25 protein-coding genes (1 of these 25 running past the window's edge) are annotated in these 22350 nt (G+C 51.7%); 16 read left to right on the plus strand and 9 right to left on the minus strand.

The window, feature by feature from the left end; translation table 11 throughout:
* Nucleotides 1-197, plus strand: the final stretch of a protein-coding gene (locus tag H1D31_RS03810; protein ID WP_008950783.1) for an RNA recognition motif domain-containing protein. The gene continues 307 nt to the left of window position 1, outside the view; the window shows 197 of its 504 coding nt (coding positions 308-504); its start codon lies off the left edge, out of view; its stop codon occupies nucleotides 195-197.
* Between the two features lie 115 nt (nucleotides 198-312).
* Nucleotides 313-1401 (plus strand): tRNA (uridine(54)-C5)-methyltransferase TrmA, encoded by a 1089-nt coding sequence (gene trmA / locus H1D31_RS03815; protein ID WP_065955837.1) that lies wholly within the window; start codon nucleotides 313-315, stop codon nucleotides 1399-1401.
* Here trmA and fabR read toward each other — a convergent pair.
* Nucleotides 1398-2006, minus strand: coding sequence for an HTH-type transcriptional repressor FabR (fabR, locus tag H1D31_RS03820; RefSeq protein WP_008609623.1), 609 nt, complete (start codon nucleotides 2004-2006; stop codon nucleotides 1398-1400). The two genes, trmA and fabR, sit on opposite strands and share 4 nt — an antisense overlap.
* 99 nt (nucleotides 2007-2105) lie before the next feature.
* Here fabR and H1D31_RS03825 point away from each other — a divergent pair, with 99 nt between their 5' ends.
* Both H1D31_RS03825 and sthA read left to right on the plus strand, forming a co-directional pair.
* Nucleotides 2106-3224 (plus strand): acyl-CoA desaturase, encoded by a 1119-nt coding sequence (locus H1D31_RS03825; protein WP_261256192.1) that lies wholly within the window; start codon nucleotides 2106-2108, stop codon nucleotides 3222-3224.
* Between the two features lie 60 nt (nucleotides 3225-3284).
* Complete coding sequence (sthA, locus tag H1D31_RS03830; RefSeq protein WP_261256193.1) at nucleotides 3285-4745, plus strand: Si-specific NAD(P)(+) transhydrogenase; 1461 nt, start codon at nucleotides 3285-3287, stop codon at nucleotides 4743-4745.
* A gap of 52 nt (nucleotides 4746-4797) precedes the next feature.
* Here sthA and hemE read toward each other — a convergent pair whose 3' ends face one another.
* A complete protein-coding gene (gene hemE / locus H1D31_RS03835; protein ID WP_261256195.1) occupies nucleotides 4798-5877 on the minus strand; it encodes a uroporphyrinogen decarboxylase in 1080 nt (359 codons plus the stop codon).
* A 266-nt stretch (nucleotides 5878-6143) separates the two neighbouring features.
* Nucleotides 6144-6944: an NAD(+) diphosphatase gene (nudC, locus tag H1D31_RS03840; protein WP_261256197.1), complete on the minus strand. Its 801-nt coding sequence runs from the start codon at nucleotides 6942-6944 to the stop codon at nucleotides 6144-6146.
* A gap of 155 nt (nucleotides 6945-7099) precedes the next feature.
* Here nudC and H1D31_RS03845 point away from each other — a divergent pair, with 155 nt between their 5' ends.
* Entirely contained in the window at nucleotides 7100-7585 is a 486-nt protein-coding gene (locus H1D31_RS03845) for an Rsd/AlgQ family anti-sigma factor (RefSeq protein ID WP_065955842.1), read from the plus strand.
* A 61-nt stretch (nucleotides 7586-7646) separates the two neighbouring features.
* Here the strand turns inward: H1D31_RS03845 and fkpA are convergent, their stop codons facing one another.
* Nucleotides 7647-8378 carry an FKBP-type peptidyl-prolyl cis-trans isomerase gene (gene fkpA, locus H1D31_RS03850; protein ID WP_065955843.1) on the minus strand — a complete coding sequence of 244 codons (732 nt, stop codon included), beginning with the start codon at nucleotides 8376-8378 and terminating at the stop codon, nucleotides 7647-7649.
* A 104-nt stretch (nucleotides 8379-8482) separates the two neighbouring features.
* On the opposite strand from fkpA, the gene H1D31_RS03855 reads away from it, so the two are divergent.
* A complete protein-coding gene (locus H1D31_RS03855) occupies nucleotides 8483-9457 on the plus strand; it encodes a WD40 repeat domain-containing protein (RefSeq protein ID WP_065955844.1) in 975 nt (324 codons plus the stop codon).
* Nucleotides 9450-9677, plus strand: coding sequence for a SlyX family protein (locus tag H1D31_RS03860; protein ID WP_008950776.1), 228 nt, complete (start codon nucleotides 9450-9452; stop codon nucleotides 9675-9677). The genes H1D31_RS03855 and H1D31_RS03860 overlap by 8 nt, the downstream gene beginning before the upstream one ends.
* A 33-nt stretch (nucleotides 9678-9710) precedes the next feature.
* Here H1D31_RS03860 and H1D31_RS03865 read toward each other — a convergent pair whose 3' ends face one another.
* Nucleotides 9711-9917, minus strand: a complete 207-nt coding sequence (locus tag H1D31_RS03865) for a YheV family putative zinc ribbon protein (protein ID WP_008609634.1) — start codon at nucleotides 9915-9917, stop codon at nucleotides 9711-9713.
* Between the two features lie 96 nt (nucleotides 9918-10013).
* On the opposite strand from H1D31_RS03865, the gene H1D31_RS03870 reads away from it, so the two are divergent.
* The 3 genes from H1D31_RS03870 (at nucleotide 10014) to H1D31_RS03880 (ending at nucleotide 12655) form a co-directional block, all read left to right on the plus strand.
* Nucleotides 10014-11924: an ATP-binding cassette domain-containing protein gene (locus H1D31_RS03870; RefSeq protein WP_261256209.1), complete on the plus strand. Its 1911-nt coding sequence runs from the start codon at nucleotides 10014-10016 to the stop codon at nucleotides 11922-11924.
* 14 nt (nucleotides 11925-11938) lie between these two features.
* Complete coding sequence (locus H1D31_RS03875; RefSeq protein WP_261256211.1) at nucleotides 11939-12436, plus strand: TIGR02444 family protein; 498 nt, start codon at nucleotides 11939-11941, stop codon at nucleotides 12434-12436.
* 78 nt (nucleotides 12437-12514) lie between these two features.
* On the plus strand, nucleotides 12515-12655 hold the full coding sequence (locus tag H1D31_RS03880; protein WP_141686150.1) for a DUF3149 domain-containing protein: 141 nt from the start codon (nucleotides 12515-12517) through the stop codon (nucleotides 12653-12655).
* A 33-nt stretch (nucleotides 12656-12688) separates the two neighbouring features.
* Here the strand turns inward: H1D31_RS03880 and fdxA are convergent, their stop codons facing one another.
* Complete coding sequence (gene fdxA, locus H1D31_RS03885; protein ID WP_261256214.1) at nucleotides 12689-13012, minus strand: ferredoxin FdxA; 324 nt, start codon at nucleotides 13010-13012, stop codon at nucleotides 12689-12691.
* 137 nt (nucleotides 13013-13149) lie between these two features.
* Between fdxA and H1D31_RS03890 the strand changes: the two genes are divergently transcribed.
* The 4 genes from H1D31_RS03890 (at nucleotide 13150) to H1D31_RS03905 (ending at nucleotide 16719) form a co-directional block, all read left to right on the plus strand.
* Nucleotides 13150-14775, plus strand: a complete 1626-nt coding sequence (locus H1D31_RS03890; RefSeq protein ID WP_261256216.1) for an NAD(P)/FAD-dependent oxidoreductase — start codon at nucleotides 13150-13152, stop codon at nucleotides 14773-14775.
* Between the two features lie 114 nt (nucleotides 14776-14889).
* A complete protein-coding gene (locus H1D31_RS03895; protein ID WP_261256218.1) occupies nucleotides 14890-15201 on the plus strand; it encodes a hypothetical protein in 312 nt (103 codons plus the stop codon).
* Nucleotides 15202-15278: 77 nt separating this feature from the next.
* Complete coding sequence (locus H1D31_RS03900) at nucleotides 15279-15839, plus strand: CBS domain-containing protein (protein WP_008609642.1); 561 nt, start codon at nucleotides 15279-15281, stop codon at nucleotides 15837-15839.
* Nucleotides 15840-15930: 91 nt separating this feature from the next.
* Nucleotides 15931-16719, plus strand: a complete 789-nt coding sequence (locus H1D31_RS03905; protein ID WP_261256220.1) for a CLCA_X family protein — start codon at nucleotides 15931-15933, stop codon at nucleotides 16717-16719.
* Here H1D31_RS03905 and H1D31_RS03910 read toward each other — a convergent pair.
* The 3 genes from H1D31_RS03910 to H1D31_RS03920 form a co-directional block, all read right to left on the minus strand.
* The gene (locus H1D31_RS03910) at nucleotides 16716-18026 is read right to left on the minus strand and encodes a GGDEF domain-containing protein (protein ID WP_255365703.1); all 1311 of its coding nucleotides are present in this window, start codon (nucleotides 18024-18026) and stop codon (nucleotides 16716-16718) included. The genes H1D31_RS03905 and H1D31_RS03910 overlap by 4 nt on opposite strands.
* 97 nt (nucleotides 18027-18123) lie before the next feature.
* Nucleotides 18124-19692 (minus strand): GMC family oxidoreductase, encoded by a 1569-nt coding sequence (locus tag H1D31_RS03915; RefSeq protein ID WP_261256224.1) that lies wholly within the window; start codon nucleotides 19690-19692, stop codon nucleotides 18124-18126.
* Nucleotides 19692-20183 carry a hypothetical protein gene (locus H1D31_RS03920; protein WP_065955850.1) on the minus strand — a complete coding sequence of 164 codons (492 nt, stop codon included), beginning with the start codon at nucleotides 20181-20183 and terminating at the stop codon, nucleotides 19692-19694. Before H1D31_RS03920 ends, H1D31_RS03915 begins: the two co-directional genes overlap by 1 nt.
* Before the next feature lie 54 nt (nucleotides 20184-20237).
* On the opposite strand from H1D31_RS03920, the gene H1D31_RS03925 reads away from it, so the two are divergent.
* Nucleotides 20238-21248, plus strand: a complete 1011-nt coding sequence (locus tag H1D31_RS03925) for a hydrolase (RefSeq protein ID WP_261256230.1) — start codon at nucleotides 20238-20240, stop codon at nucleotides 21246-21248.
* Nucleotides 21249-21338: 90 nt separating this feature from the next.
* Nucleotides 21339-22142 (plus strand): UDP-2,3-diacylglucosamine diphosphatase, encoded by an 804-nt coding sequence (locus tag H1D31_RS03930; RefSeq protein ID WP_261256233.1) that lies wholly within the window; start codon nucleotides 21339-21341, stop codon nucleotides 22140-22142.
* The last annotated feature ends 208 nt before the right edge of the window (nucleotides 22143-22350 follow it).

The following is a 22350-nucleotide window of genomic DNA, read 5'->3' on the forward strand; positions in this document are numbered from 1 at the left end:
ACGGTACTGTCGCCAATGTCCGCCTGATGAAAGATCGCCAGACCGGTCGGCGGCGTGGCTTTGGTTTTGTTGAAGTCGCCGCGGCTGACGCCAATAAGATGATTAGCAAGCTGAACGATGCTGAGTTTCAGGAACGTACTCTTAAAGTACGCGAAGCCCGTGAACGTCAGGATGATGACGGCTCTGCGGCAGAGTAAGCCGGCGGCGCTCAGTTGTCGCTGCTGTTGTTAGTTTGCTTTTACTGACGCTTAAATTTGGCTCACTGGCAAAAAGCGCTTAAAATGCGTCTTTTGCCAGTAGTCAGAGAGTCAGATGTCATTAGGTCAGGTATTTCCCGCACAGTACGAAACTCAGCTCGCCGCTAAAGCAGCACATTTGCGCCATTTACTCGCGCAGTTTGCCTTACCCGAAACAGAAATCTTTCGCTCTGCGGTAAGCCATTTCCGGCAACGTGCCGAATTCCGTATCTGGCATAATGGTGATGACATCTATCACTGCATGTTTGACCCCGCCAGCCGGCAACCGGTTCGGGTTGACGAGTTCCCAATAGCGGCTAAGCCCATCGCGGATTTTATGCCAGTGTTATTGAAAGCCATTCAATTTAATCATCAATTGCGCTATCGGCTTTATCAGGCCGACTATCTGGCCAGCACGACCGGAGAACTTCTGGTCAGCCTGATCTATAAGCGTAAACTCGATGAGCAATGGCTGGAGGCCGCCAGGCAGTTACAGCAGGAATTGGCGCCACTCTATAATGTGCGCTTTATCGGCCGGGCCCGTAAACAAAAGCTGGTAGTTTCTGATGACTTTGTAATCGAACGTTTTAACGCGGCAGATCGGAGCATTCAGTACCAACAGCTTGAAGGCAGCTTTACCCAACCGAATGCCGGCGTGAATCAGCAAATGCTGGACTGGGCGTCAGACTGCGCCGCTGGGCTGGGCGGTGACTTGCTGGAGCTGTATTGTGGTAATGGCAATTTTTCACTGGCATTGGCCAGCCAGTTTGGTCAGGTCATTGCAACTGAATTGGCCCGCAGTTCAATTAAGTCGGCACAATATAATATCGCCCTAAATCAGATCGGAAATGTGCAGGTATTGCAGATGTCTGCCGAAGATGTGGCGGCGGCGCTACAACAAGGCCGCATGCTTAAAGAGCTCGACCTGGCCAAATTAGCGTTAAATACTGTGTTGGTCGATCCGCCGCGGGCCGGCTTGGACCCAGCTACGCTATCGTTGGTTAGCGGCTTTCAGTCTATTCTTTATATCTCCTGTAACCCGGAAACTCTGGCGGCGAATCTGGCTGAACTTGCCAAGACCCACGATATCAGCAGGCTCGCCTTATTTGATCAGTTCCCATACACCCACCATATTGAAACTGGTGTGCTACTGCGTAAGCGCTAGTCGGGCTGCTTACGGCCATAGCTGGCGGCACCGTGTGCCAGCCAGCGCAGTTGCATGATGGTACGCCGGGTCAGCTGCGGATAGTGTTCCCGCGGTGCATCCAGGGCATCTGCTCCGGTATGAAATACCAGCGTAACCATCGCCTCTGCCTGCAGCTGCGCCAGTTCAGGCGGACACTGCGTTTGTTTGCGTAGATAATGCGCCAGCTCCGCACAGAAATGTTGGATCTCACGGGCAACGGCAGCACGAAATGCCGCCGAAGTACCAGAGCGTTCACGCAGCAACAAGCGAAACACGTTGCTGTTTTCGGCGACAAACTCCATAAAGGTTTCTACCGAGGTACTGATTACACTGCCGTGCTTTTCAATCCGTAATCTTGCCTGGCGCATCAGCTGCCGTAACATTAAGCCGGCTTCATCCACCAGCGTTAAGCCCAATTCATCCATATCGGCAAAATGGCGGTAAAAGGAGGTGGGTGCAATGCCGGCCTCACGGGCGACCTCGCGTAAGCTTAAGCTGGCAAAGCCTTTTTCGGCACTTAGCTGCGAAAAGGCAGCATTAATAATTGCCTGGCGGGTACGTTCTTTCTGTTCTGCTCTGGTCACGATGCGTCCCTTTCTTACTGCCGTTCAGCCGATTTAGCTTGACCGGCTGTCAGCAGCTGGGTAAATTGGCGTACAGTTGTAAGCTCAAAGTGTGAATTCATGAAAAAACATCCGATCATCTGGACTAACGTCATTCTGTTCAGTCTGACTTTTTTGGTTGCCGCTATTGCGGTTCCCTATTATGCCTTGACAGTTGGTTTTACCACAGCAGAAATTATTGCCACCATTTTGTGCATGGGCTACTGCGGTATTTCGATAACTGCAGGCTATCACCGGCTGTGGGCTCATAAGACCTATGATGCCCATCCCGTTTTACAGTGGATTTTTGCTATCGGCGGCGCCTTCGCCCTGCAAAATAGTGCCATTCATTGGTCATCGGATCACCGTGTGCATCACCGCCATGTCGATAACAACGACAAAGATCCTTACTCTGCCGGCCGTGGTTTCTGGTTTAGTCATATTGGTTGGATGCTGCGTGACTATCAGGGCGATAGCTACTTCGACTACAGCAATGTGCGCGATCTGCAAAAGAACCCTATCCTGGCTTTCCAGCACAAGCATTATTTGGCACTGGTGTTACTGACTAACATTGGTATTCCGCTGCTGTTGGGGCTACTGCTTGGCAGTTTCTGGGGCATGCTGTTAAGTGTTGGTGTGCTACGCCTGGTTTTAAGCCACCACTTTACCTTCTTTATTAATTCCTTGGCGCATATCTGGGGTAAACAAACCTACACCGATGAGAATAGCGCCCGGGATAATGGCTTTCTGGCGTTTCTGACCTATGGTGAAGGCTATCATAACTACCATCATATTTTTGAATACGATTACCGCAACGGGATCCGTTGGTGGCAGTTTGACCCGACTAAATGGCTGATTAAATCCTGCTCCTTGCTGAAATTGACCTGGAATTTACGTACTGTGCCAGAAGACAGAATTGCGCAGGCTGTTGCCAAAATGCAGCTTAAGCGCGCCAAAGATAAAGTTCAGCATTTGCCGAATGCAGAACAATTGCTGGCATTGCTGGAGCAGGAGTATCAGCTGTTAGTGGCAAAAATTCAGGATTATTACCAGCTGAAGAAAGAGCTGTTACAACAGAAACGTACAGCGCTGGTCGATCAGGTGAATGCGTCTGAATTTATGCAGCGTTATCAGGAGTTAAAGCAACATCTGCAACAACAACAGAATCATTGGCAGCGCCTGACCGCCGCTTTTAGTTAAGCGAGCGCTTGTTCCGGAAAAAAGAGGCGATCGCCTCTTTTTTTGTGTCTGATAACTGTTATGCTAATTTCTACTAGTAATTTGACAGGATTGGCAAACGTGTCGGCAAAAGCAGCGAAAAAACAACCCAGTTATGATTATGATGCCATCGTTATTGGTACGGGCCCCGGCGGCGAAGGTGCGGCTATGTATCTGGCGAAAAGTGGTAAAAGCGTTGCGGCCATTGAACGTTACCAAGCGGTTGGCGGTGGCTGTACCCACTGGGGCACTATTCCGTCGAAAGCATTGCGCCACTCGGTCAGCCGTTTAATAGAATTTAATGAAAACCCATTGTTTCAGGTTGAAGAGCAGATGAAAGGTCTGACCTTTTCACAGATCCTGAAACATGCTGCCGGCGTGATCCGCAAACAAGTACGACTACGCAGCGGCTTTTATGATCGCAATCTGGTAAAGATTTATCAGGGTGAAGCCCGTTTTATTGATAACCATACCCTGGAAATTACCCATAACGACGGCAGTTGCTACACACTGAGCGCAGAAACCATTGTCATCGCTACCGGGTCGCGGCCTTACCGGCCTCCGCATGTTGATTTTAAACACCCTCGCATCTATGACAGCGATACCATTTTGTCGCTGGATCATGATCCACGACATATTATTATCTTTGGTGCCGGGGTTATCGGCTGTGAATATGCGTCGATTTTCCGTGGCCTGGGCGTGCGGGTCGATCTGGTCAACACCCGCGACCGGTTATTATCTTTTATGGATACCGAAATCTCTGATGCCCTGAGTTACCACTTCTGGAACTCGGGTATGACCATCCGCCACGGTGAAGAACTGTCGCATGTGGAAGGCCGGGATGATGGCGTAGTTTTACACCTGCAATCCGGTAAAAGGATGAAAGCCGACTGCTTCCTGTTTGCCAACGGCCGTACCGGCAATACTGAAATGCTGAATCTGGAGGCGGTGGGCCTGGCCGCTGATAGTCGCGGCCTGTTAAAAGTAAATAGTGAGTATCAGACGGCTGTAGATAATATCTATGCCGTCGGTGATGTGATTGGTTATCCAAGTTTGGCCAGCGCAGCCTACGACCAGGGCCGGCTGGCCGGTGAAGCTATCGTAAAAGGTAATCTGGACGGGCATTTGATTGCCGATATTCCGACCGGCATTTACACCATTCCCGAGATGTCTTCAGTCGGCAAAACCGAGCAGGAACTCACCGCTGCCAAAATCCCGTACGAGGTCGGCCGTGCGCAGTTTAAGCATTTAGCCAGAGCGCAAATTGCCAATACCAGTGCCGGGAGTCTGAAGGTGCTGTTTCACCGTGATACCCTTGAAATTCTGGGTATTCATTGCTTTGGTGAGCGGGCCGCGGAGATTATTCACATCGGTCAGGCCATTATGATGCAAAAGAACGGTGGTAATAATCTGAACTACTTTGTGCACACCACCTTTAACTACCCAACCATGGCCGAAGCATATCGGGTTGCGGCACTAAACGGCCTAAACCGCCTGTTCTGATGTTTGGGGTTCTGGCGCAGTAGACCACTGCGCCAACAGCCGCAGTTAACGCTTATTCCGGGATCTCAGCGTTCATATGGTACATCGGGCTGAGATCCTGCACCGCCTCGATAAAGACCCTGGCATGTTCCGGATCGACATCAGGCGTAATACCATGTCCCAAGTTAAAGATATGACCTGAACCCTGGCCAAAGCCATCAAGGATAGTTTGTACTTCCTGACGGATCCGCTCCGGTGTGCCCAGCAGAATAGACGGGTCCATATTACCCTGTAACGCCACCTGCTGCCCTACCCGGGCCCGGGCGTTGGCGATATCTGTCGTCCAGTCTAAACCTAAAGCATCACAGCCAGTCGCAGCCATCATTTCCAGCCACTGACCGCCATTTTTGGTAAACAAGGTTACCGGTACTTTGCAACCATCAGCCTCACGGGTCAGGCCGTTCAGAATTTGCTGCATATAACTGAGCGAATATTCTTTATAATCGCGTGGCGTCAGCACCCCACCCCAGGTATCGAAGATCATCACTGCCTGAGCGCCGGCTGCAATTTGGGCATTCAGATACAGGGTCACGCTTTGCGCCAGCTTATCCAGCAGCATATGTAGCACTTCCGGCTCGCTATACATCATCTTTTTGATGATGCTAAAGGTCTTACTGCCACTGCCTTCCACCATATAAGTGGCAAGCGTCCACGGACTGCCGGAAAAACCAATCAACGGCACGCTACCCTGCAACTCACGGCGAATAGTGCGTACCGCGTCCATGACATAACGCAGCTCCTGCTCCGGATCCGGAATGGGTAAATGCACCACATCCAGAAAATCGCGGATCGGCTTACTGAATCGAGGGCCCTCGCCGACACCGAAACTGAGCCCCAACCCCATCGCATCAGGAATGGTCAGAATATCGCTAAACAGGATAGCGGCATCCAATGGGTAGCGGCGTAATGGCTGTAATGTCACCTCGCAGGCGAGCTCCGGGTTTTTGCATAGCGACATAAAATCACCGGCTTGCGCACGGGTAGCACGATACTCAGGTAAATAACGCCCGGCCTGGCGCATCATCCAAATTGGGGTTCGATCTACCGGTTGCCGTAGCAAGGCACGCAAATAACGATCATTTTTTAGCTGCATAATTCATCCGCCATCACATCTTTTGTCGCATTCTAACAGCTTGCACCCGTCTGCTCTATGATCTGGCGCTATAAAGCTGCAATCTTTACCTTTACGTAAACTGAAAAAAATATTCAGCTTAGGTTCATTTTTTTCCGTTTGCCGCTTGTATCAGCAAAACGCTTCTGTTATAAAAGTACTGCGCTAGTGAAGTTCTAACAACAAAGAAGCTCGGTATACGAGACCTTAAGCTCCAATTTAAAGCCACCTTGAGTGGCTTTTTTATTTTATGCTTTCTGCTGCTGTGTTGCCTGCGCCAACGCAATTAACTGCCCGGATAAAGTCTGTAGCCCCGGTGTCTCTGGCAAGTCATGCAGCGGACACCAGTAAGCTTCGGCAATTTCCTCAGGCTGGCACTGGATCTCACCACCGGCATAGTCAGCCACAAAACCTGTCATCAATGAATGTGGAAAAGGCCAGGGCTGACTGCCAACATAACGCAAATTGGTAATATCGATCCCCACTTCCTCTTTTACTTCGCGCACCGCCGCCTGCTCCAGAGTCTCTGCCGACTCAACGAAGCCTGCCAGGACCGAGAAAAATCCCGCTTTGTGCCGGGTGGAGCGCGCTAGCAAAATTTTATCTGCTTTTACTACCGCGACCAGAACACAGGGTGCAATACGAGGGTAACAGCGATGCCCGCACTTATGGCAAAGAGTCGCAAGCTCCCAGTTAACCAAACGCATCGCGCTGCCACACTGACCGCAAAAACGGTGTGTTTGCAGAAATAACGCAACCTGGGTCGCCCGGGCAGCCAATTGAAACAGCGCCTCGCCCTGCTCTAATAAAGCACGGGCGGAATGCCAATCCGCCTCATTCGCCGGCCGATCGTCATACACCACCAGATAACATGGCTGCTGCTGGTATTCACCCAGTTTACAGGTCATCGCATCCGCCAGCTGCAGCGGCAGCGCAGCCAGTTCAGTAAAGGGTACTGTGCCATCTGCGGTCAGAAACAACCGGCCCTGACTCACAATAAACCAGTATGCCAACTGCCCGGATGATACTTTTACACTATGTTCAATCATTACAGCCTCTGTTTTAATGCGGAGGTTTTAGCAAGAATGGCAGCATCATACTCCGGGCCGCTGGGCTGACCAATAAAAAAACGGTTGATCTTTTCGCTGAAATTCTTTTAATTAGCAGTATTGCAGCAACACAGGCTGCATCTAAGGAGAGGCAAATGTACACCCGCGTACAGCAAGCGCAACAAAAATATGGCGGCAGCCTGAAGGCGATTGATAGTTGGCTGCAGGAGCGACGCGAGTTGATTGTCAGTTATTGCCGGCTGGCCGGTTTGCCTCCTTTCGAAAAAGACCGTCATACCATGCCTTCGCAAGACAAAATTAAAGAATTTTGCCAGTTACTGATGGATTATCTGTCTGCCGGTCACTTTGAAGTCTATGAACAAATCGTCGCCCAATGCGCGGTGAACGGCACCAACAGCCGCAAGCTGGCAGACTCCTTGTACCCCAAAATTGCGGTCTCAACCGACCTGGCGCTGGAATTTAACGATAAATACGCTGAGCATCTGAGTACCCGTAACAGCGGCTCTTTTGATTTAGAATTGTCGGCTTTGGGTCAGGCAATGGAAGAACGTTTTGCGCTGGAAGATAAGCTGATCGAGACCCTGCATGCCAAACATGTCTCTACGACCACGACGGCTTAGGTCTGCTTTAACGTAGCAATAAAAAAAGCGGCCAGGCCGCTTTTTTTATTTAAACCGCTACTTATTGTGGCTTTACAATATCCAGCAGCTCAACTTCAAATACCAGCACGCTGTTTGGTGGAATGGTACCCATATCGCGCTCACCGTACGCCAGTTCAGACGGAATAGTGAAACGGAACTTAGAGCCCACGCTCATCAGTTGTACACCCTCAGTCCAACCAGGAATAACGCGGTTTAACGGGAACTCAATAGGCTCGCCCCGATCAACAGAGCTATCGAACTTGGTGCCATCGGTTAAAGTGCCGGTGTAGTGCACTTTAACGGTATCAGTAGCAGCAGGTTTAGCACCTTCTGCGGCCTGCAGCACTTCATACTGCAGACCTGATTCCGTGACGGTTACGCCTTCTTTCTTGGCATTTTCGTCAAGATAAGCCTGACCTGCAGCCTTGGCTGACGCCGCCGCGGCTTCAGCCAGCTTCATTTGTTCATTGCGGTAGGTTTCGTCCAGCGCAGTTAACAGCTGCTGAATTTCTTCTTCAGTAACATCAGACTTACCGGCCATACCATCCTGTACACCCTTTAAAATCAGCTGGGCATTCAGATCAACAGAGATTTTGCTGTACTCGTCGATAGTGCTTTGCAGATAACGGCCAGCTGAAACGCCAAGGCTATAAGCTTGTTTAGCTTGTTCAGTGTCCATTTTTGGTGCTGGTTCAGCTTTTTGTTCTTTCTGACAAGCCGTTAACGCCAACAGCGCAACAGCGACCAGAGTTAATTTGGTTTTAAAGCGCATTCTTTTCTCCATAGCGCAACCTCTCGGCTGCTATAGTATGTTGTAATAAAGGTTAGCTCGCTTCGCTATACTAACGCTTTGTGTGGATGAGGTTAACACCCGCAATGAAATATCCTGTAATTTTGCTTGCCACCCTGTTGCTCGCCGGCTGTAGTAAGGTCGACACCCAGCCGTTGGCGCAGTACCCGCATGTGGCTCAGGGCAGTTATGCCGCCGCGCTTTCAGCCGATGGCCGCTTTGCTGCAGTGTCCTCTATCCAGGACGGTATCGCCTTTTGGGATCTGCAACAAAATGCCCTGAAGTATCACTGGCGCCATCAGGATAGTAGCGACAATCTGGTGTTTCACCTGGCGATCAGTGATAACGCCAGCCATGTCCTTAGCGCCGATCATCAGACCTTTGCCCTGTGGCGCACCGCAGATGGCCAGAACGTCGGCTATTGGCAAACCGATAACAGCAGTATCCGCGATATTGCTCTGTCTAACAACGGCGCCCATATTCTGGTTGGGCGCAGCGATAACGTGGTACAACATATTACGCTTAGCAGCGGCCGGCGCCTGGACTTTCTGGGGCACAGCGAGCGCATTAACAGCGTCGCCTTATCCCCAAATGGCCGCTATGCCCTGACCGGTGGCAATGATTATCAGGCTTACCTCTGGGACACTCAGACCGCACAAATCCTATATAGTTTCCCGCATCCAAGCCGGGTAACCAAAGTCGCCTTTGACCCACAGGGCCGTTATGCGTTTACCGCTGATAGTCAGCAATTAGCGCAAATCTGGGATATTCAAAGCGGACAACGGGTAAGCTCCTTGCAAATGCTGGCCAGACAGCAGGTATTTAGTGCGGTGCGTTTTAGTCAGGATGGGCGCTTTTTACTCACCGGCGCCCCAACCCGCAACCTGGTACTTTGGGATGTACAAAGCGGCCGGGAGCTGCAGCGCTGGCGGGTTTCCCCCAGAGTTGGCAGTCGCCCACCCAGTGCTGTGGTACATGCCGTCGCTTTTCTGGATGAAAACCGTATAATTAGCGAAAGCTCCAGTGGCCTGGCCGAAGTATGGGAAATCCGTTATGACTGAGCAACCCTCAGCAATAGAACTACATTTGATTGAGCTGGAAAGTAAAATTGCTTTTCAGGAAGATACGATGCACAGCCTGCACGAGGAGCTGCTGGCTCATCAACGCAAGATTGAGCAACTGCAACGGCAAATTCTGCTGATGGCGCAAAAGTTACAACAATTACCGGAAGACAGCGGTATTTTGCGACCGGAAGAAGAACCGCCACCGCCGCACTATTAAATCCAAGTAGAATAAGCCAGCAACAATGCTGGCTTATTCTGGTTTAAAGACCCCAATCACCAATTCATTCTCGCGGGTCGATTGCACCACTTGCTGCTCTGGCTGCGCCATCTGATGCCCACAGGCCACACATTCCACCTTTTCAACATTGTTTTCAATAAACAAACTCATGGTATCGGTGGCTTTACACTGCGGGCAGGTCGCGCCAGCGATAAAACGCTTTTTCTTACGGGTGGTCATACAGGCTCCAACGGGCACAAAAAGCCGGACGAAATTTTAGTTTCAGCCGGATATAGCGTAAAATCGCCCACTTAGTTCACTGGTACAAGGTAAAACATGATCCAGCTTCAGCAGGTAGAATTAAGACGCGGTATCCAGGCGCTGTTTACAGGGGCCGATCTTACCGTATTTCCGGGGCAAAAGGTGGGAATTGTCGGCGCCAACGGTTGTGGTAAATCCAGCTTATTTGCGCTGCTGCAAGGTAAATTACATGCCGATGCGGGTAATGTCAGCATTCCTGCTGCCTGGGTGATCGCAACAGTGGCTCAGGAAACGCCGGCCCTGGACTGTTCCGCCCTGGATTATGTGTTACAAGGCGAGCCTGAACTCTATCCATTGCTGCTAAAAGCCCGCAGTCAATGCAGCGACAGCGATCTGGCAGCGGTACATCAGCAAATTGAAGCGCTGGATGGCTACCGTGCCGAGGCCAAGGCCGGCACCCTGCTGGCGGGTTTAGGATTTAGTGGCGAGATGCAGCAACAGACCGTAAAGTCATTTTCCGGTGGCTGGCGGATGCGGATGAACCTGGCACGGGCGCTGATGCAAAAAGCCGAGCTGTTACTGCTCGATGAGCCAACCAACCACCTGGATCTGGATGCGGTACTCTGGCTGGAAAAGTACCTCAGCAACTATCCGGGTACCTTACTGCTGATTAGCCATGACCGGGATTTTCTTGATGCGGTGACCGACAATACTGTCCATATCGAACGCCAGTGTCTGACGCTGTATAAGGGCAATTACAGCCAGTTCGAGCGCCAGCGCGCAGAACAACTGGCGCAACACCAGGCGAACTTTGAGAAGCAACAGCGCCAGGTGGCGCACTTGCAACAATTTATCGACCGCTTTAAAGCCCAGGCCACCAAAGCCCGGCAGGCACAGAGCCGAATTAAGGCGTTGGAGCGCATGACCATACTGGCACCGGCGCACGTTGATTCGCCATTTAACTTCAGTTTCCGCGAGCCACGGGCCTTACCCAACCCACTGTTAAAACTGGAACAGGTCCAGGCTGGCTATAGCGGCAAGCCTATTCTGAGCAATATTAACTTTCAGCTGCTGCCAGGTAGCCGTATCGGCTTACTCGGGCGTAATGGCGCCGGTAAATCAACACTGATCAAATTACTCAGTGGTGAGCTACCGCCACTGGCTGGTGAACTCTGGTATGCCAGTGGCGTTAGTCTTGGTTATTTTGCCCAGCACCAACTGGAAACCCTCAGACCGCAAGATTCGCCACTGCAGCATCTGGTGCGACTGGACCCTCAGGTTCCTGAGCAGAAGCTACGTGATTTTCTTGGTGGTTTTGGTTTTCACGGCGATAAAGCGCTGGAACCCTGTGCGCCTTTCTCCGGCGGCGAAAAGGCTCGCCTGGTGCTGGCGTTATTGGTGTATCAGCGCCCGAACTTGCTGTTGCTGGACGAACCGACTAACCATTTGGATCTGGAAATGCGCGAAGCCATAGTAATGGCGCTGCAGGATTTTGCCGGTGCCATAGTAGTGGTATCGCACGACCGCCACTTGCTGACCAGCACCACTGACGAATTTTATTTAGTGGCTAATGGCAAAGTCGCGCCCTTCGATGGCGACTTGCAGGACTATTACCAGTGGCTGCAACAAGATGCCCGACAAAGCCAGCAGAGTGCGGCTCCGGAAACCGTCAGTAGCAATAGTGCGGCAGTGCGCAAAGATCAAAAACGCTTGGAGGCGGAGCTGCGCAATCTGCTGCGACCACTAAAGCAGAAAATTGACAAGCTGGAGCTGCGGCAGCAACAACTGGAGACTCAGCTGGCCAGCCTGGAGCAACAACTGGCGGAACCAGTCATCTACGAAGCCGCTAACAAAGCCCAGCTAACTAAACTGCTGACAGAACAAACCCAGGCCAGCAGCGAACTGGCGCAAGTAGAAGAAAGCTGGTTTGAGGCGCAAGAGGCGCTGGAACAACAAAGCCAACATTTCTGGCAGCAAAATCAATAGGGACAAAGCGATCTATGCAGCAAATGACAGTGCAGCAGCTTAATGCCGATACCTTCTGGCAAGTCAGCCTGGCGTTTTACCCACAGGTGCAGCCGCTTTGCCTGCAGTTACAGGACAATTGGCAGGCCAATGTTAATCTGCTGCTGCTACTCAGCTATACCGAACAGCTGGGCTGGCAGCTGGATGCCGCCAGTCTGACGCAGGGCTTACAGCAACTAGCACCGTTAAGTCAGCATATTACTCAGGTATTACGCCAGTGCCGGCGAGAGCTGCCTAAACTGCCGCTGGATAGTAACCAGCAAACGGAACTAAAACAGGGAATTTTACAAACCGAGTTGGTGGCAGAACGGCTGGAGCAGCAACTGCTGTGTCACTACTTGCGCTTTACCCCGGCAAGCAACCCTGACAACCTGAGTCTATACTGCCAGCAGTTAGCCGCAGCAAACGAAGCGTTGCAACGGGCATTATTTGATCTGCGTCAAGCTGCCGCCCGCTTTGCCGCGGCCAGCTGAGTAACTTTGATCCAGGTCATATCAGCGCCTACTGCCCTTGCCTACACTTCCCTCAAGCAACTTCAGGAGGGAAATCCTATGAACCTATGGCATGAGTTTTTAAACGACCCGGTGATCTTTATTTCTTTTACCGGCCTGGCCATTGTGATTGGCCTGTGCATTTTCTACGCCGTATATTTTATGTACAAAGTAGGTAATGCTGAGGAGCAAACCAAGTAATAGCCAGACGGTTTAACAGGTCGGGCAGATGCCCTAATACTCCAGATGCTGGAGTTTATCGGCCACACCATTCCAGGCATCCGCATCGGCGGGTGCCGGTTTGACTTCACGGATATTCGGCCACAGCTTAACCAGCTCGGCATTTAACGCGACAAAGCCTTCCTGACCTGGCGGCAGTTTATCTTCCTGAAAAATCGCCGTGGCCGGACATTCCGGCTCGCATAAACCACAATCAATACAAATCAGCGGATCAATAGCCAGAAAATTTGGCCCTTCAAAGAACGCATCAACCGGGCATACCGCCACACAATCGGTATATTTACATTTGATACAGTTCTCACCTACTACAAAGGCCATGGCAACTTCCTCCGCTATTTTGCGCGATCATACTGAAGCAAACGTGAAACACAACAGGAAAGCGGACAGCCGGCGTCAGATCGCGTAAAATACTGGCTTTACCGGCAAACCGGCCCGCAATCTGAGACTCGAGTGTTATGTTACGTTTAACCGAAATTAAATTACCGCTGCAGCATCAGGATGAACAGGCTGAATTGCGCGCAGCCATTCTGGCCAAACTGGGCATCAGCGACAGTGATTTAAACCATTTCAGCGTGTTTAAACGTGGCATTGACGCCCGTAAAAAATCTGATATTCAACTGATTTATACCCTGGATCTGGACGTTGCCGGCGAAGCGGCACTGCTAAAACGTTTTCAGAAAGATCCGCATGTGTCGGTTGCGCCGGATACCCGTTATAAATATGTCGCGCCAATTCCTGCCGCCGCAGCTGAAAGACCAGTCGTGGTCGGCTTTGGTCCCTGTGGTTTGTTTGCCGCCCTGATCCTGGCCGAAATGGGCTTAAAACCTATAGTGTTAGAGCGCGGTAAAGCCGTGCGCGAAAGAACCAAAGACACCTTTGGTTTTTGGCGTGGCCAGGCTTTGAACACCGAATCCAACGTGCAGTACGGCGAAGGCGGCGCCGGTACCTTTTCCGATGGCAAGCTATATAGCCAGGTTAAGGATCCGAAACACTATGGCCGCAAGGTGCTGACCGAGTTCGTTGCCGCCGGGGCACCGGACGAAATACTCTATGTCAGTAAGCCGCATATCGGTACCTTTAAACTGGTATCGATGATTGAAAAGATGCGCGCCAAAATCACCGAGCTGGGTGGTGAAATTCGCTTTAGTACCCGGGTCGATCAGCTGCATATCAATAACCAGCAACTGGAAGGTGTGACGCTGCATAACGGCGACTACCTGCCCTGCCGGCATCTGGTGCTGGCCGTTGGCCACAGTGCCCGCGATACTTTTCAGATGCTGTACGATGCCGGCGTCTATATTGAAGCCAAACCCTTTTCGGTTGGCTTTCGGATTGAGCATGAACAATCCCTGATTGATGAATGCCGCTGGGGGCCAAATGCCGGCCACCCTATTCTCGGTGCTGCCGACTATAAGCTGGTGCATCATTGTCAGAATGGCCGCACTGTCTACAGCTTCTGTATGTGCCCGGGCGGTACCGTAGTTGCTGCCGCGTCCGAAGAGGGCGGCGTGGTGACCAATGGAATGAGTCAGTATTCACGTCACGAACGTAATGCCAATAGCGCAATAGTGGTGGGCATTGATCCGGAACGTGACTATCCGGGGCACCCACTGGCCGGTATCGATTTACAGCGTAAACTGGAACGTGCTGCCTTTGAGTTAGGCGGGGCCGACTACCATGCACCGGCACAGCTGATTGGCGATTTTCTTGCGGGTAAATCCTCTGCCGAGTTAGGTGAGGTCAAACCCTCTTACACACCGGGGATCCGGCTTACCGATCTGTCTGCGGTATTGCCCGACTTTGCTATCGCCGCCATCCGCGAAGCCATCCCGGCTTTTGATAAGCAGATTAAAGGCTTTGCCAAAGCTGATGGCTTACTGACCGGCGTTGAAACCCGCACCTCATCACCAATTTGTATTAAACGCGGCAAAGACTTCCAGAGCCTGAACGTGCGCGGCCTCTACCCCGCCGGTGAGGGCGCCGGTTATGCTGGCGGTATTTTATCTGCCGGTATCGATGGTATTAAGGTAGCCGAAGCGCTGGCGCTGGATCTACTGCAGCAAAGCGCCGCATCAGCCTGATTCGAATTCAAGTAAGAATTAGGGCAGTAAATATTTTTTATTTGCCCTCTTGTTAATCGCTGCAAAACTAGCCATTATCAATTTAGTGGTAGTAAAAAGGTCGTAGTATTGACTATGCGTTGGTTTAATCTGTTTATCGCGGTGTTTTATCTGAGCCTGTTGGTGACAACAGACGCAGGTATTACCCATGACAGCAGATTATCGCCTTTAGCTGACAGCCCTTATCAGGCACTGCATGCTGAAAGCAGTAACCTCGGCCAAAGCAAAGGCAGTAACGAACAGGAACCGGATGAACCGGACAGCCTGATCGCCTCAGCTAAAGTGCTGAGCCACAGCCTGCCCGCTGCCATTAATACTTTTTACCAAACGCCCTGGTTATCACACCGTAGCAGCCCTGATAGTGCCCGCGCACCACCCATCGCCTAATCACACTTAACAGCCATTTATTTTTATTTGTTAATTCTGGCGTGGCCTCTGCGCGCCCATTAGTGTGAGTAGCTATCATGAAAACTTTATCCTTATTCAATTTAGATGCCGTTGATCAATTAATTCAACCCGCCGACTTTACTGAAACCACGTTAAATTCACCGGCGCTGAGTGTGCTGAGTGATTTTAAACATAACCAGCCAACCCTGATCGAAGGTAACACCTCTGCCAGCCAGGCACTGCTGATGATGCAGCAGGAACACAGTCAGCTAAAACTGGTCGTCGATGCCGATGAGAATATGCTGGGTTTAATCCATATCGAACAGTTATCGGAGCAGGCGCTGTTACGCCAGGTGATGCTGGGCAATAGCCGCGATGAAATCAAGGTACGGGATCTGATGCGGCCACGTGAGCGCATCAAGGCGCTGGCCTATCAGCAACTACAAAACTGCACCATTGCCGATGTGGTCAATACCCTGCAATCGAATGGTGAGGCCTTTTGTCTGGTGGTGGACCGCGATAACCACCAGATCCGTGGCGTGATCCATGCGCAGGAGCTGGCACGGCGCTTACATATGCCGTTAGCTATCCGCCAGCAACCGACCTTTTTGCGGATCTTCGATAGTTTAACCGCTTAACCTTTCAGGTCTGCGGGCTGCTGTGTTACTCCGAGCATGGTGGCCCGCTTTTTTGTTGCTCTAAGCTGAAGGCTCTCGCTATTATAGCGGTATGCAACACGCTTCCCGCTCCCCACGCCAGTACTATCGTAATGGTCCACCGCATCGCAGTGGTGCCGACGTTAACTTTGCCGATTTGGTAACGATTTTCGGCTTTAACAGCATCCATATTGGTCGCTGGGTGACTGCGGCCGAACAACAACAAGCGGCTAATTTATTCTTTGATGCCTTTGCCGATTTGCAACAATTGCTGAAAGTCCCAGCCGAGGTGATTTCACTGCGCGGTACCCTGGCCCTGACCTTTGGTATCGGCGGTCAACCCGGTGTTTGCGCTTTCTATCAACCACAGGGGCGGATCCTGGCGCTGGCCAAAAATGCTGGCGGCGGCAGCCTGGCACACGAGTGGATGCACGCTTTCGATCATTATATTGCGCAGAAAATGTTTCAGGGTGAGGTAAGCGCCGGTCAATTTGCCAGCCGCACCTGGTTAACACGGCAGCCAGTAAAAGCGCATCCCCTCAATGCTTTGTTAGACCAGGCATTTACAAAACTCTTTGTTAGTGATGATGGTTGTGATGTCAGCGACTTTTTTCAGCATTGCCGAAACCTGGATCAGGCTGCGTCGCGGCTTTATTTAAGCTTGCCGGAAGAAATGACTGCCAGAGCATTCGAGAAAGTATTACAGAGCCAGTCACTGAAAAATAGTTTTCTGGTAGCGGGCACCCGGCAAACTGCTGCTGCCCGCGCAGGGGTTTACCCTGAACCGCAATTAACCGCTGAGCTCGGACAATTATGGCTGGGTTATTTCCGTCTATTAGGACAACAACTACAAACCGTTTAGCCCTGAATACAACGGTTACCACCCAGTTGCTTGGCGCGATACATCGCCTTGTCGGCCATAGCAAGTAACGGCTCTGTGTTTAGTGTCGCCGCTGCAGCGCATACCACACCAATACTCGCCGTGATCGTCAGGCTGAGTGACGGTAATTGAAAGGGCATACTAAAACTCTGACGGATCTTTTCCGCCGCTACCGCGGCCTGCTCTGCCGAGTCAACTTCACTCAACAAAATCACAAACTCATCGCCACCAAAGCGTGCGACGGTGTCGGCCTGACGCACATTCTGGATTAAGCGTTGCGCAACCTGTTGTAATAAATCATCACCAACGCTATGACCAAACTGATCATTAACCGGTTTAAAACCGTCCAGGTCGAGATAACAAATGGCCAGCTGACACTGATGCCGTTGTGCCTGTGCCATGGCCTGCCGGCAACGGTCATAAAACAGCTCCCGCTTGGGTAAGCCGGTTAACTCATCATACAATGCGGAATGTTGCAGCCGCGCCAGTAACTCTTTCCGCTCAATCGCTACCGCCATATGCTGCGCCACGAAATCCAGTAAATCGGCATCCGCATGATGTGATACGGCAGTTTGTGATGAAACTAAGAGCACCATAGCGCCTAGCACGTTGGTGTGCGAGATCAGCCGCACCCCCAACCATAAATTATGGTCTGCACGTTTACGGATCAGCGGCAATGAGGCTGATCCCCTGTCCTGCAACAGCCTATAACAAAGCTCGGTTGCTTCCGCAGCACTCTGCGTATCCCCGTCAGGTAGATACTGATAAGCTAAATTGATACTGTCGGCAACCGTGCGGCGGGCAATGACACAGGCCTGGATTGGCATTAACTGCTGTACAATTTGCAACAGCTGCCGGTATAGATCCTGCAAATTCTCGGCAGCAAAAGCCGCCTCGGAAATAGCATAGAGCGCATGTTGGCGGCTTTCCGCCAATTTTAAACTGGTAATATCACGCGCCACGGCGACCCGCTGCTGCTTATCTGCCGACCAGCGTGCTGACCAAAGCAAATGTACAATCTGGCCATCTTTGCGTAGGTAGCGGTTTTCGAAATCAGTCTTGATTTGCCCGGTATTGATGGCCTGCGCCGCGGCCAGCGTCTTCGGAATGTCATCTGGGTGGATAAAGTCCAGCATACTCCGGCCAAGCATCTCACTGGCTGGGTAACCAAAAATACGTTCTGCACCAGAGCTTAAAAATTGAAAATTACCATCGCGATCTACAGCACAAACCGCATCCAGTAACACATCAATATATTCACCTAAAGCGTGGTATAACGAAGCTGGCATGACCGTATCTTCACAACATAAGAAGCATTCAGTCGTAACAATAGTCCATTTTTACTAGTAGAATCCAGCTTTAACTACGTAAGCCAAAGAAAAATTGTTACCGGGAGCCGTGTCGTAAACGACTAATCAGCCGTTCAGTATTGCGCCACACTAAAGCGTAGATCGTCAGCTGCGGGTTAGCCCCCAGGCTGGTTGGCAATACCGAGCCATCAAAAATCGACAGGTTTTGCAGTCGATAATGCTGACCATCGGCATTCACTACGCCCAGCCGCTCGTTAGCCGCCATATTACAGCCGCCCATCACATGAGCCGACACCACCGTTTGTAATAACGGACGCATTGCCAGCTGGGCGATCGCGATTTTTGCCTCGGCCCAGCTTTGGTATTGCTGCGCCTGATGATGAATGGGCAATACCGCTTTGGCACCGGCAGCAAACTGTAGCTCAGCCATCGATAACAGCGCACGACGCATACCCTGCCATAAATAGTCACTGATCGGATAATCCAGCAGCGGTTGCTGCTGCGCATCCAGGCTAACACTGCCGCCCTGGCTTTGCGGATGAAAACCATCGCGCAATAAAGCGATAGTCACCTGTAACTGATTAAACTGCTGCATCAAGGCAGCATGAGCCTGAGCCTGGCCGGTCAGCTTAGTTGCCATCAGTACCGGGTGCAGCGGGGGGACTTCCAGCTTGTAACCGGCCTGCCCATCGCTGGGCCAGACAAACTGATCGGAATAAATACTTTGCGGTGCGCCGGCATGGCCGTTAATGTCCTCATTAAAGAGCGCGCCGGAGATCACTGTCGGGTGCAAATAGGTATGTTTACCCAGACGGCCTGAGGGATCCGGTACTTTGGAGCGTAACAGTAACGCCGGCGAGCCGATGGCGCCGGCGGCGACAATAAAGTGTTTGGCCCGAATGCGGACCTGTATTTCCGCGCGCGGATGGAAAAAGCGATCGACCGGCACCGCAGTAAGACTTTGCACCTGATTGCCCTGCCAGTGTAGCTGCCGCACCGAAAGCCGCGAGATCAGCCGGGCGCCCTGCGCCAACGCACTGGGAATGGTACTGACTAACATCGATTGCTTGGCATTGATCGGGCAGCCCATGCCACAATAACCAAGGTTGGCGCAGCCGTTGACATTACGATCGATCACCGTATATTCCCATCCCAGACGCTCGCAACCTTGCTGCAATTTGGCATTATTCGCATTCGGCGGCACCGGCCAGCGGTGGATATTTAACCGCTGCTCAGCCAAAGCAAAATAAGGACTTAGCGTATTGTCACCGCTAAAGTCGAGGCCAAATTCTGTTTGCCAGTAGCTGACTGTTGGCTGAGGGGTGCGGATTGAGGTAGTCCAGTTAACGGTGGTTGAGCCACCTACAGTGCGGCCCTGCAGAATACCAATCGCCTGATCGCGGGTTTTACGCCCCGCTGCTTCCTGATACAGCTGCGGATAGGCCCAGCGCTCTTCCATGACAAAATCATCGCGATCATAGTAGGCACCCTCTTCCAGTAACAATACCTGCAAACCGGCCTTAGCCAGTAACTCAGCGGCAATACCGCCACCGGCGCCGCTACCAATGATCACCACATCGGCGCTAAATTGCTGATCGGCGGTAAATTGACTGGCGTCCAGATGTTGCGGTGACTGCTTAGCCATTAACGGAACCTCGGTGCAGTATAATTGAGGGCAGCCCAATGCTCGGGCTGGCTGTAGTAGGCAGCAAATAACAATTCGCGTAAACCATGGTAAGCTTGCTGCAATACGCCAAGGTAGCTATCACGCCAGCGGGCAAATAACGTCAGCCGTTGTGGCAGACTCAGCTCAGCCAGCGGCAACCAGTGGCCACTTAGCGCCAGCCGGCCCAGCCGCTTTGCCAGTAAATTAAATAGCAGTTGTAGTTCCTGCTGCTGGCGTAGCGGCAAAAATGCCAGGCTGTCGTGCACCGCTACGATAGTCCGGCTAATGGCGGCGTCAGACTCTGCCGGCGCTGTGGGTAAAGCACCGTATAATAAGGCCGGTAGCAAGGCAGCAAGTACCAGCTCAGAATTAGCCGTGTCATCACTGTTTAGCAGCTGATAACCGTTAACTCCCAGCGTTGCGGTGGTGCCAAGCGCCAGGCCTGACAGGATAAATTGGCGGCGATTCATCGTTATTCTTTTTTTGGAAGCCTTAGGCCACATTCTTTCTCAGGAGCGGTTATTTTGCAAGCACAGCTCGGACCAGCCAGTCATCATCTTCATACCACCAGCTTTAGCGCGCCCTGGTGGCTACGTAATGCCCATCTGCAAACTATTTTTGCTAAGTATTTAAGCCCAAAGCAGCAGGTGCCAACCTACCCGGAAATGTTAGCCTTACCCGATGGTGATGAACTGCAGCTCAACTGGACCGAACAACTGCCAGTAACTGAGCAAAGGCCACTACTGGTGATCCTGCATGGTTTAGCCGGCGATCTGCACAGCCACTATATTCAGGGGCTGCTGGCCGAAGTAACACGCCGCAAACTGCCAGCGGTAGTGATGCATTTTCGTGGTTGTCATGGCAAACCGAACAAGCTGCCACGGGCCTATCACAGCGGCGATACTGCCGATATTGGCTATTTACTTAGCCAACTACAACAGCGTTTTCCGGCGATGCCACTAACCGCTGTTGGCTTTTCCCTGGGTGGTAATGTGTTGGTAAAATACTGTGGTGAGCAAGCCAGTGCTAATCCGCTACGCGCTGCCGTCGCCATCTGCCCGCCACTGGATCTGGCGGCCTGCGCCAAACGCATTAATCAGGGCCTGAGTAAAATTTATCAGCGTTACTTGCTGGCGCGCTTAAAACGGCAAACCCTGGCCAAGCTGGCGCAGTTCCCGGATTTTCCGCTCCCGCTAACGCCAGCTCAGGTGCAGCAATTTAACAGTATTGCCGAATTCGACCAGCATTATACTGCGCCGATCCATGGCTTTCGCGATGCCGCTGACTATTACCAACGCGCCAGCGGCAAAGCCTGGTTAAAAGCGATCACCATCCCAACGCTGATTATTCATGCCAGTGACGATCCCTTTTTAAGCGATGCCGTGATCCCCTCCCCGGCTGAACTGAGCCCACAGGTGGAATACCGGCTCAGCCGCCACGGTGGCCATGTCGGCTTTGTCGGCGGCAAGCATCCGTTTCGCACCGAGTTTTGGCTGAACCAGCAGATCTGTGACTACCTGCAGCAATGGGCGTAGCCGTTAGTCAAATAAGCTTCATCTGACTGTCATACCCCGGACATCTGGCCGGCCGATGCTATCAGGGCATTCAGCCACCGGGGATAGCCAATGTTAAATTGCAATACCATCTTCCTGTCTGATATTCATCTGGGCTGTAAAGACTGTCAGGCCGAGTATCTGCTGCATTTTTTGCAGCAAACCGAAGCCAACACCATTTATCTGCTGGGGGATATTGTTGATCTTTGGGCCATGCAGCGTCAGGTGCACTGGCCACAGGCGCAGAATCAGGTGGTACAACTGCTGCTGCAAAAAGCCGAGCAAGGCACTAAGGTCGTATATATTCCCGGTAACCATGATGAGGCGATGCGGCTGTATCGTGGCAAGTTGTTTGGCAATATTAAAGTGCAACTCAGAGGCGAACATACCACGGCGCTGGGTAAAAAATTATTACTGCTCCACGGTGACGAATTCGATAAAGAGGTCAGCTTTGGTCCGCTGCAAAGCTGGCTCGGTGATAACCTCTATGATTTGTTGCTGTTTCTGAACCGCTGGTACAACAGAGTACGCCGCGTAACCGGTGGTCGTTATTTTAGTCTGGCTGCCTATATTAAAAGTCGGGTACCGGGGGCCTTAAAAGCCATTGGCCGTTACCGCCAGGCTGCAATAAAAAAGGCCAAACGGGGCGGCTACGATGGCGTGGTCTGTGGTCATATCCATCATCCGGAACTGACCCTGGAAGATGGCATTATTTACTGTAATGACGGTGACTGGATTGATAGCTGCACTGCCCTGCTGGAGCACAGCGATGGCAGCCTGGCACTGTATCATTGGGCCGAGCAAGCCGAATGCCTTGCCGCACTGCCGCTGCAAGCAATCCAAACCAAGGCTTTATCAGATAGTAAGGCCGCCTGAAGCATTCTGCCAAGGCAATAGCCGTTCGAATTTCATGCCCCCAAGGAATTGGGGGCTCTGTTATTGCCAACTATCTGAATACCGCCAACACGCCTGACCTCAACCGCTACACCTTGTCGACTTCACGCCTAAACATATTTTCATTAACAAAAGTAATTTAATTGCTTTTTTATTGACATCTGAATTCATTTGCATACACTGAATTATC

It is taken from the genome of Alishewanella sp. BS5-314 (genome assembly GCF_025377695.1).
Classification (GTDB): Bacteria; Pseudomonadota; Gammaproteobacteria; order Enterobacterales; family Alteromonadaceae; genus Alishewanella; species Alishewanella aestuarii.